Here is a 12414-nt window from a genome sequence, read left to right on the forward strand (position 1 = left end):
ACCTGAAATAAGACTACAACCAAACTATGTCAGACCTATTATTACCACCAGAGCATCGATATGCGAAGCTCATCGAAGAACGTTTAAAAGAGGACGGAACGGAATTATCTATTCTTAACCTAGGTCCTACGCATCCTGCTACCCACGGTATTTTTCAAAACATCTTATTGATGGATGGAGAAAAAATAATCGATGGAGAAGGAACCGTAGGTTATATACACCGTGCATTTGAGAAAATTGCGGAAAACAGACCTTTTTATCAAGTCAATGTTTTAACCGATCGACTTAACTATTGTTCTTCTCCAATCAACAATACCGGTTGGTGGATGACTGTGGAAAAAGCATTGGGAATCGAAATCCCTAAACGCGTTCAATATCTACGCGTTATAATTATGGAATTGGCTCGTATTGCCGATCACATTATTTGTAGTTCGGTAATGGGTGTAGATACCGGTGCCTTAACCGGTTTCTTATACGTTTTCCAATACCGCGAAAAAATATATGAGATTTACGAAGAAATCTGTGGTGCCCGATTAACTACGAATATGGGACGTATAGGTGGATTTGAAAGAGAATGGAGCCCTGCTGCTTTCCGAAAGATTGATGAATTCTTAGCGGAATTCCCAGCGATTTGGAAAGAGTTTGAAGGCCTACTCGAAAGAAATAGGATTTTTATGGACCGTACCATAGGCGTTGGAGGCATTACTGCTGAAAAAGCTATTAGTTACGGTTTTACTGGTCCAAACTTACGTGCTGCAGGTGTAGATTACGACATCCGAGTGATGCAACCCTATTGCTCCTACGAAGATTTCGAATTCGATATCCCTGTTGGACAAAATGGAGATTGCTACGACCGTTTTACCGTTCGTAATGCCGAAGTATGGGAAAGTTTAAAAATCATTAGACAGGCGTTGGACAAAATGCCAGAAGGCCCTTATCACGCTGATGTTCCAGAATATTACCTACCTCCAAAAGAAGATGTTTACCAAAACATGGAAGCCTTGATTTACCACTTTAAAATTGTGATGGGAGAGATACCCGTTCCAAACACAGAAGTATATCAACCGGTTGAAGGAGGAAATGGTGAATTGGGGTATTACCTGATTACCAACGGAAGTCGCACACCTTATAGACTACACTTTAGAAGACCTTGTTTTATATATTACCAAGCGTATAACGATATGGTTCAAGGACAAATGTTGTCCGATGCCATCATCACCTTATCGAGTATGAATGTTATCGCAGGAGAATTAGACGCTTAAGAATATGGAAAAGACCGCTCACAAACAAACTATAAATATCACACCGGCTCTTCAAGCTCGTATAGACGAATTGATTAGCCATTACCCAGCCGATAAACGAAAATCTGCTTTACTTCCCGTTTTACACGAAGTGCAAGATGCTCACGACAATTGGTTGAGTACAGACTTAATGGATGTTGTCGCAGAAATACTACACATCCGCCCTATTGAAGTATATGAAGTAGTTACCTTCTACTCCATGTACAACCAAAAACCGATGGGTAAATATATGTTTGAATTTTGCCTTACTTCCTGCTGTGGTTTGCGCGGTGCAGACGATATGTTGGAGTATGCTTGTGAAAAACTACAAATTGCCCCAGGAGAAACAACAGCTGACGGTATGTTTTCTGTAGTTGGTGTTCAATGCCTAGGCGCTTGTGGATATGCACCAATGATGCAATTGGGAGATTACTACCAAGAGCATCTTACCAAAGAAAAAATCGATCAAATTATAGAAGACTGCAAAGCAGGTAAAATAATTCTTCACGACAAATAATATCATGGGAAAAAAAATATTATTAGATAAGATCAATATTCCGGGTATAAAAACTTATGAAGTTTACCGTCAAAACGGAGGTTATGCCTCTGTAGAGAAGGCATTAAAAACCATGCAACCCGACGAAATTACAGAAGAAGTAAAAACTTCAGGATTACGAGGTCGTGGTGGAGCAGGATTTCCCGTAGGATTAAAATGGAGTTTTATCGACAAAAAATCGGGCAATCCAAGACATTTGGTTTGTAATGCCGATGAGTCCGAACCGGGAACTTTTAAAGACCGATTTTTAATGGAATACATTCCTCACTTATTAATTGAAGGAATGATCACCTCTAGTTATGCCTTAGGCGCACATCTTTCTTATATCTACATCAGAGGAGAATATATGTGGGTTTATAAAATATTAGAACGCGCCATTAAGGAAGCTTATGACGCGGGTTGGTTGGGTCAAAACATCTTGGGAACAGATTATCACCTTGACCTACATGTACATTGTGGAGCGGGTGCTTATATCTGTGGTGAAGAGACCGCTTTGATTGAATCTTTAGAAGGAAAAAGAGGAAATCCTCGTATCAAACCTCCTTTCCCTGCTGTTAGTGGTTTATGGAAAAACCCAACGGTAGTAAACAACGTAGAATCCATTGCCAATGTGCCTTGGATTGTTATGAATTCTGGAGAAGAATACGCCAAAATCGGTGTAGGCCGTTCAACGGGTACCAAATTAATTTCTGCTTCTGGACATATCAAAAATCCCGGTGTTTACGAAATTGAAATGGGTATAACGGTTGAAGAATTTATCAATTCCGACGAGTATTTGGGCGGTATGATAGACGACAGACCTATAAAAGCATTAATTCCAGGAGGTTCATCTGTGCCAATCTTACCTGCACATTTGATTTATAAAACAGCAACAGGAGAAGACCGATTAATGACCTATGAATCTCTTGGAGATGGTGGATTTGCCACAGGATCATCTATGGGTTCTGGGGGATTTATCGTTTATAACGACACCGCTTGTATCGTTAGAAATACTTGGAATTTTGCTCGTTTTTATGCTCATGAAAGCTGTGGACAATGTTCGCCGTGTAGAGAAGGAACCGGTTGGATGGAAAAAGTATTGCACCGTATAGAAACGGGAACAGGAAACATGGAGGATATCGATTTACTATGGGACATCCAAGGTAAGATTGAAGGAAATACCATTTGTCCTTTAGGAGATGCTGCAGCTTGGCCAGTAGCAGCGGCTATACGTCATTTCAGAGAAGAATTTGAATACCATATTCTATTCCCTGAAAAAATTAAAAACAGAGATCATTATGTTGCAGAACCCTTTGAAAGCGTGAAGCACTTGATTTCAAAAGAAACCATATAAATTAAAGCCTACGTTTGAAGCTTTGTTCGCAAACTTTGAACCTAAAACATATAGTTATGAAAGTTACAATAGACGGACATGAAATCGAGGTAGAACCAGGAACAACTATTCTACAAGCAGCCAGAATGATTGGAGGAGAATCAGTTCCTCCTGCTATGTGTTACTATTCCAAATTAAAGGGAAGTGGCGGAAAATGCCGTTGCTGTTTGGTCGAAGTGGCCAAAGGAAGCGAGGCCGATCCCCGTCCTATGCCTAAGTTGATGGCTTCTTGTGTAACAGGAGTTATGGACGGTATGGAAGTAAAAAGCATTTCGTCACCGAGAGTTGTCGAAGCCAGAAAATCAGTTACGGAATTTTTGTTGATCAACCACCCACTAGATTGCCCTGTATGTGATCAAGCAGGGGAATGTGATTTACAAAACCTTAGTTACAACAACGGAAAGGAAGCGACTCGATTTAAAGAGGAAAAAAGAACTTTCGAACCGGAGAATATCGGTGACAAGATTCAACTGCATATGAATCGTTGTATTTTGTGCTACCGTTGTGTGATGACAGCTGATCAAATTACCGATGGACGTGTTCACGGCGTATTAAACCGTGGTGACCATTCCCAAATTTCAACTTGTGTAACGGCAGCAATAGACAATGAATTTTCTGGAAACATGATTGACGTTTGTCCTGTTGGAGCTTTGACTGATAAAACCTTCCGTTTCAAATCACGTGTTTGGTTTAACAAACCATTTAATGCCCATAGAGATTGCGATAAATGTTGTGGTAAAACAACGCTTTGGATGTTTGGTGACGAAATCCAAAGAGTGACTGCGCGTAAAGACATCTACCATGAAGTCGAAGAGTTCATCTGTAACGAATGTCGTTTCGACCACAAAGACACTAAAGATTGGGTTATTGAAGGACCGAGAAAATTCGAAAAATTTTCGGTTATCAACCAAAACAATTATACAAGACCACTAGACAAAGTCGTTATCAATACAGAAGCGCAAATCTTAAAGGGTCGTGATCAAGATCGTTATAAGATCAGTATGAAAAACATCCCTTTTAAAGCAGAGGAATCAAAAAAATAATTTCATTCAAAAATGGACAATACTATCATCATTGAAAAGGGTGTCATTATCCTTATCGTTTTTGCCATCACTATGGTAATGGCCATGTATTCGACCTTAGCGGAACGTAAAATCGCCGCTTGGATACAGGATCGAATCGGCCCTAACAGAGCTGGTAAAGGCGGAATTTTACAACCTCTTGCTGACGGACTTAAACTATTCTCCAAAGAGGAATACGCTCCAGACACTCCTAATAAATTTTTATTTATTTTAGGACCAACCATTTCCATGACTGTCGCACTGATGACTAGTGCTGTTATTCCATGGGGAGATCGTTTACACCTTTTCGGCAGAGATATTCTCCTACAAGTAACTGATATCAATGTGGCCATGCTTTATGTATTTGCCGTATTATCAGTTAGTGTATACGGAATCATGATTGGTGGATGGGCTTCCAACAATAAGTTTTCTTTGATGAGCGCCATGCGTGCCGCTTCTCAAATGATTTCGTATGAGGTAGCTATGGGACTTTCGATCATCGCTTTGTTGATGATGACACAAACCTTGAGTTTAAGAGAAATTTCCCTACAACAATCGGGCATGAACTGGAACGTATTTTACCAACCTTTAGGTTTCCTAATATTCTTGGTATGTTCGTTTGCAGAAACCAATAGAACTCCTTTTGACCTTGCAGAATGTGAGCAAGAGTTAATCGGTGGATACCATACCGAATATTCTTCGATGAGAATGGGATTCTTCCTATTTGCAGAATACGCCAGTATGTTTATCTCGTCAACGATTATAGCGGTTTTATATTTCGGTGGATACAACTATCCGGGAATGGATTGGGCAGTGACCAACTGGGGAGTAAATCCAGCCAATATCATTGGAATCATCGTCTTGTTTATCAAAATCTGTTTTTTCATCTTTGTATATATGTGGGTACGTTGGACTATACCGCGTTTCCGTTACGATCAATTGATGAATTTAGGTTGGAAAAACTTGATTCCATTGGCACTATTTAATATTATTATTACAGCAGTAGTTATCTTACTCTTAAAATAAAAAACATGGCTTTAGATACTATTTCATTATCAGGCAGAAAAAAACAGGTAACCAACACGACCATGACCTGGTCGGAGAAGATTTACCTTGTGGCGATTATCAAAGGGATGATGGTTACTTTTAAACATTTATTCAAAAAGAAAGTAACGATCAGTTATCCAGAGATGACGCGTCCATTTAGTCCTGTTTACAGAGGACGCCATACCTTGATGCGCGACGAAGAAGGACGTGAACGCTGTACCGCTTGTGGCCTATGTGCCCTATCTTGCCCAGCAGAAGCCATTTCGATGAAGTCCGCTGAACGTACTGCAGAAGAAAAACACTTATACCGCGAAGAAAAATATGCTGAGATCTACGAGATCAACATGTTGCGTTGTATATTTTGTGGTTTGTGTGAAGAAGCCTGTCCAAAACAAGCGATTTACTTGACGAAATCACAAACCATCGTAAAATCAAGCATGAACCGCGAAGATTTTATCTATGGAAAAGATAAGTTGGTGATGCCTTTAGATGCAGCCATTCAAAACACTAAACAGAATCAAGCGTAATTATGATAGAAATTCTATTTTATATTCTTTCGACACTAACTATCGGAAGTGCAGCTTTAACCATCTTGAGTAAAAACCCAATCCACAGCGCTATTTGGTTAGTGGTCAGTTTTTTCTCTATAGCTGGTCATTATATTTTATTAAATGCTCAGTTTCTGGGTATGGTACACATTATGGTTTATTCGGGTGCGATCATGATCTTGATGTTGTTTACCATCATGTTAATGAACCTCAACATCAGTACGGAGATTCAAAAACCCATAGTAGTGAAATTAACCGCTACTGTAGCATTCTGCTTAATCGGTTTGGTTTTTATTGCAGCGATTATGAAAGCAAATCCAATTGTTGAAAGCTATCAAAACTCTGGTGAAGACTTTCAATCGATTAAAGTTTTGGGACAAGTACTACTCAATGAATATGTAGTTCCCTTTGAAATGGCAGCAGTCTTGTTGTTATTATCGATGATTGGGGCTGTATTAATTTCTAAAAAAGATAATAAAACCGCTTAATTATGGAAAGAGTTTTAGAAATAATCGGAATCGAATCGTATATCTACTTATCAGTTATACTGTTTTGCGTAGGTGTATTTGGAATCTTATATAGAAGAAATGCCATAGTCATGTTTATGTCTATAGAAATCATGTTGAACTCTGCCAATTTGCTGTTGGTAGCCTTTTCAACCTTACATCAAGATGCCTCGGGGCAGGTTTTTGTATTTTTCACTATGGCTGTAGCGGCGGCGGAAGTTGCTGTAGGTTTAGCCATTTTGGTATCGATATACAGAAATATCGGATCTATCGACATTGACAATTTAAAAAACTTAAAAGGATAATCCCGAATGGATACAAACGTAATTTTACTCTTATTAATAGTCCCTTTACTGGGGTTTCTAACGACCTTTTTCTTCGGAAAAAAATTAGGTAGTGCTTCGGGAATTATAGGAACGGCTTCGGTATTCGTTTCCTTTATTATCAGTGTGATGTTGTTTTTTCAAATCAACCAAACACAGCAAGCAATACAAATTCATTTATTTGACTGGATGGCCTTAGAGAAATTCTCTATTTCCTTTGGTTTTTTAATCGATCAATTGTCTATTTTATGGCTGTTGTTTGTAACGGGAATCGGAACACTGATTCACTTATACTCGACGAGCTATATGAAGGGAGACGAAAACTTCCATAAGTTTTTCGCCTATCTAAACCTATTTATCTTCTTTATGATCTTGTTGGTCATGGGAAGCAATTTATTAATCATGTTTATCGGATGGGAAGGTGTTGGACTTTGTTCTTACCTACTAATCGGGTTTTGGCATAAAAACCAATCGTATAACGACGCTGCAAAAAAAGCTTTTATCATGAACCGTATTGGGGATTTGGGCTTTTTGATTGGAGTTTTTATCTTGGGTTATTTGTTCCAAACTTTGGATTATATGACCATTAAAGAAGCTTTGGTTAACGGAACTACGCATCACGTAAATACTTGGATTGGCTATGCTACCTTGGCTCTATTTATTGGAGCTGCAGGTAAAAGTGCTCAGATTCCACTATATACTTGGTTGCCAGACGCGATGGCTGGACCAACTCCAGTATCCGCATTAATTCACGCGGCTACCATGGTTACCGCAGGTATCTTTATGATTACCCGTTTAAACTTCTTGTTCGACTTAGCTCCTCAAGTTCAAAATATCATCGCGATCGTTGGTGCCTGTACAGCCATCTTTGCTGCTTCAATCGGTTTGGTTCAAAACGATATCAAAAAAGTGTTGGCCTATTCAACCGTTTCTCAGTTGGGATTGATGTTTATGGCTATCGGTTTTGGTGCTTACGAAATTGCCGTATTCCACGTAATTACACATGCTTTCTTTAAGGCTTGTTTGTTCTTGGGTTCTGGTTCGGTTATCCATGCTATGGGCGGCGAACAGGATATGAGACAAATGGGTGGTTTAAGAAAATATATGAAAGTAACTTATATTACTTTCTTATTGGCTACTTTGGCCATTTCAGGTATACCTCCATTTGCAGGTTTCTTCTCTAAGGACGAAATTTTAATGGTGGCTTTTCACGAAAACATCATACTTTGGGTATTGGGAGCTGTCGCTTCTATATTCACAGCATTTTATATGTTCCGCTTATTGTACCTTACTTTCTTTAAAGATTTTAGAGGAACAGCAGCACAAAAAGAGCACTTACACGAGAGTCCTTCGTCGATGACTATTCCCCTTATTGTATTGGGAGTATTGTCTGTAGTTGGGGGTGCGATAAGTTTACCTGGCAACAGTTGGTTAAACGGGTTCTTAGCTCCTGTGATCAAAAACAATGCAGCGGCACATCCTCACGTAATGGGAATGACCGAATATATCTTAATGGCTTTAGCGATCATTGGTGCTTTAATCGGATTGGGTATTGCTTACAACAAGTATATCAAAAAATCAGAAGTACCTGTTGCCGATGAGCAAATCAGCGGTTTCCACAAAACACTTTACAACAAATATTATATCGACGAAATCTATATGAAAGTGATTGTTGCCCCTATTTACGGTTTGGCGACTTTCTTTAAAGATTTTGTTGAAGTGGGTATTTCACAAACGGTATTTGGCTTAGCTAAAATTGCGGACGGACTATCCCTACAAGGAAAAAGAGCGCAAAACGGAAATATTGGCTTATATTTATTTGCCTTTGTATTCGGAATTTGTTTCTTATTTTACTATTTATTCATTGCAAGTTAATTTATAAAAATGAACGTAACGATACTATTAATCACTTTACTAGTTGGCGCATTGGCAACTTATCTCTCCGGTAACAAAATGGCTCCGAAAGTAGCACTTCTTGTTGGAGTTATCGCTTTTGCAGAAACTTTACTATTGATCAATCAACACCTTCAAGGGGTTGATGCTGGATATGTAGTGCAATGGATGAATAAACCCAACATCTTCTTTGCTTTAAAAGCAGATGGATTGGCTTTGGCTTTGGTTTTACTAACGACGCTATTGACGCCACTTATTGTTCTTTCTTCATTTGGTACTGCTATTGAAAAATCAAAATCGTTTTACGGTTTGGTTGTTTTTATGTCCTTTGCCATGACTGGAACATTTTTGGCTTCTGACGGTTTCTTATATTATATCTTCTGGGAGTTGGCCTTGATTCCGATCTATTTCATCGCCTTGCTTTGGGGTAATGATACTTTTGAAGAACGTAAAAAAGCTATACTTAAGTTTTTCATCTATACCTTTGCAGGTTCGATATTTATGTTGGTAGCTTTTATCTACTTATATCAAAAAGCCGGCAGTTTCTTATTACAAGATTTATATAATGTATCGCTTACTGCCAACGAACAGTATTGGATTTTCTTAGCTTTCTTCTTGGCTTACGCCATCAAGATTCCTATTTTTCCTTTCCATACTTGGCAGGCATCTACTTATGAAAAAGCACCTACTGTAGGAACCATGCTTTTATCGGGTATTATGCTAAAAATGGGATTGTACTCGATTATACGTTGGCAAATTCCAATCGCTCCACAAGCGGCGAAAGACTTGATGAGTACCATCATCGTTTTGAGTTTAATCGGAGTGGTTTATGGCGCTATCGTAGCCTTAAGACAATCGAACATCAAACGTTTCTTTGCTTACTCTTCGTTATCACACGTTGGATTAATCGCTGCGGGAACGTATACACTTACCCTAGACGGTTTGCGCGGTGCCGTTTACCAAATGTTGGCTCACGGATTTGTTATAGTAGGTTTGTTCTTTATTGCAGAAATCATATACAGAAGATATCAAACTAGAAATATAGGTGAGTTGGGCGGTATTCGTCAGCAAGCAATTGTTTTATCATCCCTGTTTATGATTTTGATGTTTGCATCTGTAGGTCTACCGGGAACTTTTAGTTTTGTCGGTGAGTTCTCTTTGTTATTCGGTCTATCTCAAATCAATATATGGTATGCGGTAATCGGAGGTAGTAGTATCATTTTTGGTGCTTTCTATATGTTGAGAATGTTCCAAAAAGTGATGTTGGGTGAAACCAACAGCAAACCTTTTGCAGATCTAAACTTTAATGAAGGATTTGTATTGGTAATCTTAGCAGCAGTAGTGTTGTTCTTGGGTATATATCCAAAACCAATCACCGATTTAATCACGCCGAGTTTGATAGAAATCGTATCACAAATTAAGTAACAGTATAATGGAACTCGGATCAAATCCGAATATCATAAATCCTAAATAACACCAATGAACACAATAATAGCGATTGCAGCATTAGCGGTTTTAGTACTGGTAGTAGAGATTGTTAATTTGAGAAAATTAATAGTCCCTATGACCGTCATCGGGCTTTTAGCCATACTGGGTATCACGCTAAATAACCTAAACGTCACCGAATCTTTTTACAACAACATGATTGTTGTCGATTCCTTTTCGGTAGCTTTTTCTAGTTTGTTTATTGTACTAACCACCTTTTTGGTTGCCTTAAGTACCAATTTCTACGAAAATGAAGACGCCTTAAAGATTTCCGATTATGTATCCCTAAAACTATTCCTACTCTTAGGCGCTGTTTCTATGGTGAGTTTTGGTAATATGGCGATGTTTTTCTTGGGATTAGAAATTCTATCGATCACCTTATACATTCTAGCTGGTAGCAACAGAACCCACATCAAGAGCAATGAAGCGGGTATGAAATACTTTCTTTTGGGCTCGTTTGCCTCAGGGGTAATTCTATTCGGTATCGCCTTGATTTACGGTGCAACAGGCTCTTTTGATTTACACGAAATATTCCGCATTATTGCGACAGGAGCTATTCCTGCATGGTATAAAATTGGCGTACTGATGATGATCATCGGAATGTTGTTTAAAATTGCTGCGGTTCCTTTCCACTTCTGGGCTCCAGACGTGTATCAAGGCGCTCCAAGCTTAACGACAGCGATGATGAGTACTCTGGCTAAAGTAGTAGCAGTTGCCACTTTATACAAGCTAAGCGTAAGCCTTACGGTTACGATGCCTAGCAATTATATGACGGCCATAGTTGTTATCGCCATACTAACCATGACCGTTGGTAATATCATGGCGCTACGTCAAGATAACATCAAACGTTTATTGGCGTATTCTGGTATTTCACATGCCGGTTTTATGATGATGGCTTTGGTAAACCTGGGCAATTCTGCACCGAGTTTATTCTACTATGCCGTAGCGTATGCTATCGCGGGTATTGCTGCATTCTCCGTAGTCATTTTGGTTACCAAAAACAAAGACGAAGAATTGTTGTCGTTGTTTAAAGGATTGGGTAAAACCAACCCACTATTGGCTGGTATTTTAACCGCCTCACTACTTTCTATGGGAGGTATTCCAATCTTTGCCGGTTTCTTTGGTAAGTTCTTCTTGTTTTCTCAAGCGCTTGAAAACAACCAATTGACCTTAGTGATTTTTGGAGCGATCAACTCTTTTATCAGTATCTATTACTACTTTAAAGTTATCGCAGTACTCTACTCTAAAAACGAGGAAACCGATCAAACAGAACCGATCAAAGTTCCAATGGCGTATTACGCCGTAGGAATCATATCCATAACTATCAATATCGTTATAGGAATTTATCCTTCGATTATTTTAGATATGATAAAATAAACAAAAACAGATCAACAACTGAAAAGGACCGTTTCGAAAGAGACGGTCTTTTTTTTTGCTCATTCAAACTATGAAATAGTCACCTTATAATTTTTATATCTTTTAGTTTCAGATGACAACTCTTATAAACCAATATGTAAAATATAGATATCGGTATATTTTAAGCAATTTCGGACACACCGACTTTCAAAGTTCTACGCACTTAGTTTTGTTAAAAAAACAACGTACTTATAAGTCTATTTTATTACTAAAATCAAAAATCATAACCGCTAAGTCCCTAAAGTTTTTCTTCTTAAAATCATTTTATTGCCACATTAAAGCAATTGTACTGCCATGCAACAAAACCGAGGAATTTAAAAATAAAAAAGATTTCAAGAGATGCCTCTTTTTAAATATAACTTATTAATGCCTTCTTTCCTCATTATTCATCTCCTTTATTTAAAAACAGAATAAGAAAATCTAATAAACAACTAGATACATAAAAACAAATTAACTACATTTAACAGTGACTTACAAAAATATAAGCAGAATTCACAATCACTAAATTTTACACATTATGACAAAAACTAAAATCACCCTAGCATTATTAGGTCTTTTTCTCTCCTTAACTGCCATTGCTGGCGAACCAATTACAGAGAAAAAATCAGAAACTTTCACAAAACAAATAGTTGTACTCGGTTCTGGAGGCCTTAAAGACATGGGACCATGGAGTACCGTATGTCCAAACACGGATAGAGTGCATTGTGCCATGTTGACCAGAGCATTTACTAGAGACACTCGATTACAAGTTGGTGAAGTAGTCAAAGTAAACATACTTGATGACACAACGAACCACATTTTAAAAGTGATCGCCTTATCAGGATCATTTGATAGGGAAGGTAACATACTAGGAAAAGACATTCTCTTTGAAAAAGTTAACTAATAATCTTAACAAGAAAAGAAGGGTATCTTAAACCATACCCTTCT

Annotated in this window: 12 protein-coding genes; all 12 read left to right on the forward strand. The window is 38.3% G+C overall.

Going from position 1 to position 12414, the window contains the following annotated elements:
• Positions 1-26: 26 nt before the first annotated feature.
• A complete protein-coding gene (locus KO524_RS14055; RefSeq protein WP_219294868.1) occupies positions 27-1262 on the forward strand; it encodes an NADH-quinone oxidoreductase subunit D in 1236 nt (411 codons plus the stop codon).
• Between the two features lie 4 nt (positions 1263-1266).
• Positions 1267-1797 carry an NAD(P)H-dependent oxidoreductase subunit E gene (locus tag KO524_RS14060; RefSeq protein ID WP_219294869.1) on the forward strand — a complete coding sequence of 177 codons (531 nt, stop codon included), beginning with the start codon at positions 1267-1269 and terminating at the stop codon, positions 1795-1797.
• 4 nt (positions 1798-1801) lie between these two features.
• Positions 1802-3169 (forward strand): NADH-quinone oxidoreductase subunit NuoF, encoded by a 1368-nt coding sequence (gene nuoF, locus KO524_RS14065; protein WP_219294870.1) that lies wholly within the window; start codon positions 1802-1804, stop codon positions 3167-3169.
• Positions 3170-3225: 56 nt separating this feature from the next.
• Positions 3226-4251 carry a 2Fe-2S iron-sulfur cluster-binding protein gene (locus KO524_RS14070; protein WP_219294871.1) on the forward strand — a complete coding sequence of 342 codons (1026 nt, stop codon included), beginning with the start codon at positions 3226-3228 and terminating at the stop codon, positions 4249-4251.
• A gap of 12 nt (positions 4252-4263) precedes the next feature.
• Positions 4264-5295 (forward strand): NADH-quinone oxidoreductase subunit NuoH, encoded by a 1032-nt coding sequence (gene nuoH / locus KO524_RS14075; RefSeq protein WP_219294872.1) that lies wholly within the window; start codon positions 4264-4266, stop codon positions 5293-5295.
• Between the two features lie 5 nt (positions 5296-5300).
• Complete coding sequence (locus KO524_RS14080; RefSeq protein WP_219294873.1) at positions 5301-5843, forward strand: NADH-quinone oxidoreductase subunit I; 543 nt, start codon at positions 5301-5303, stop codon at positions 5841-5843.
• Positions 5844-5845: 2 nt separating this feature from the next.
• Positions 5846-6352, forward strand: coding sequence for an NADH-quinone oxidoreductase subunit J (locus KO524_RS14085; RefSeq protein WP_219294874.1), 507 nt, complete (start codon positions 5846-5848; stop codon positions 6350-6352).
• 2 nt (positions 6353-6354) lie between these two features.
• The gene (gene nuoK / locus KO524_RS14090) at positions 6355-6675 is read left to right on the forward strand and encodes an NADH-quinone oxidoreductase subunit NuoK (protein WP_219294875.1); all 321 of its coding nucleotides are present in this window, start codon (positions 6355-6357) and stop codon (positions 6673-6675) included.
• A gap of 6 nt (positions 6676-6681) precedes the next feature.
• Positions 6682-8568 carry an NADH-quinone oxidoreductase subunit L gene (nuoL, locus tag KO524_RS14095; protein ID WP_219294876.1) on the forward strand — a complete coding sequence of 629 codons (1887 nt, stop codon included), beginning with the start codon at positions 6682-6684 and terminating at the stop codon, positions 8566-8568.
• Positions 8569-8577: 9 nt separating this feature from the next.
• Positions 8578-10011 carry a NuoM family protein gene (locus KO524_RS14100; RefSeq protein WP_219294877.1) on the forward strand — a complete coding sequence of 478 codons (1434 nt, stop codon included), beginning with the start codon at positions 8578-8580 and terminating at the stop codon, positions 10009-10011.
• 54 nt (positions 10012-10065) lie between these two features.
• Positions 10066-11448 (forward strand): NADH-quinone oxidoreductase subunit N, encoded by a 1383-nt coding sequence (locus KO524_RS14105; protein ID WP_219294878.1) that lies wholly within the window; start codon positions 10066-10068, stop codon positions 11446-11448.
• Positions 11449-12004: 556 nt separating this feature from the next.
• A complete protein-coding gene (locus tag KO524_RS14110; RefSeq protein ID WP_219294879.1) occupies positions 12005-12370 on the forward strand; it encodes a hypothetical protein in 366 nt (121 codons plus the stop codon).
• Positions 12371-12414 lie beyond the last annotated feature (44 nt).

Origin of the sequence: Flavobacterium sp. NKUCC04_CG (assembly GCF_019345525.1) — a bacterium.
In the GTDB taxonomy this organism is placed as follows: Bacteria; Bacteroidota; Bacteroidia; order Flavobacteriales; family Flavobacteriaceae; genus Flavobacterium.

Bases quoted from the DNA above. Each gene is read 5' to 3' on its own strand.
- KO524_RS14100 (WP_219294877.1), top strand. From the start codon at position 8,578: ATGAACGTAACGATACTATTAATCACTTTACTAGTTGGCGCATTGGCA.
- nuoH (WP_219294872.1), top strand. From the start codon at position 4,264: ATGGACAATACTATCATCATTGAAAAGGGTGTCATTATCCTTATCGTT.
- nuoL (WP_219294876.1), top strand. From the start codon at position 6,682: ATGGATACAAACGTAATTTTACTCTTATTAATAGTCCCTTTACTGGGG.
- KO524_RS14085 (WP_219294874.1), top strand. From the start codon at position 5,846: ATGATAGAAATTCTATTTTATATTCTTTCGACACTAACTATCGGAAGT.
- KO524_RS14060 (WP_219294869.1), top strand. From the start codon at position 1,267: ATGGAAAAGACCGCTCACAAACAAACTATAAATATCACACCGGCTCTT.
- KO524_RS14070 (WP_219294871.1), top strand. From the start codon at position 3,226: ATGAAAGTTACAATAGACGGACATGAAATCGAGGTAGAACCAGGAACA.
- nuoF (WP_219294870.1), top strand. From the start codon at position 1,802: ATGGGAAAAAAAATATTATTAGATAAGATCAATATTCCGGGTATAAAA.
- nuoK (WP_219294875.1), top strand. From the start codon at position 6,355: ATGGAAAGAGTTTTAGAAATAATCGGAATCGAATCGTATATCTACTTA.
- KO524_RS14055 (WP_219294868.1), top strand. From the start codon at position 27: ATGTCAGACCTATTATTACCACCAGAGCATCGATATGCGAAGCTCATC.
- KO524_RS14105 (WP_219294878.1), top strand. From the start codon at position 10,066: ATGAACACAATAATAGCGATTGCAGCATTAGCGGTTTTAGTACTGGTA.
- KO524_RS14110 (WP_219294879.1), top strand. From the start codon at position 12,005: ATGACAAAAACTAAAATCACCCTAGCATTATTAGGTCTTTTTCTCTCC.
- KO524_RS14080 (WP_219294873.1), top strand. From the start codon at position 5,301: ATGGCTTTAGATACTATTTCATTATCAGGCAGAAAAAAACAGGTAACC.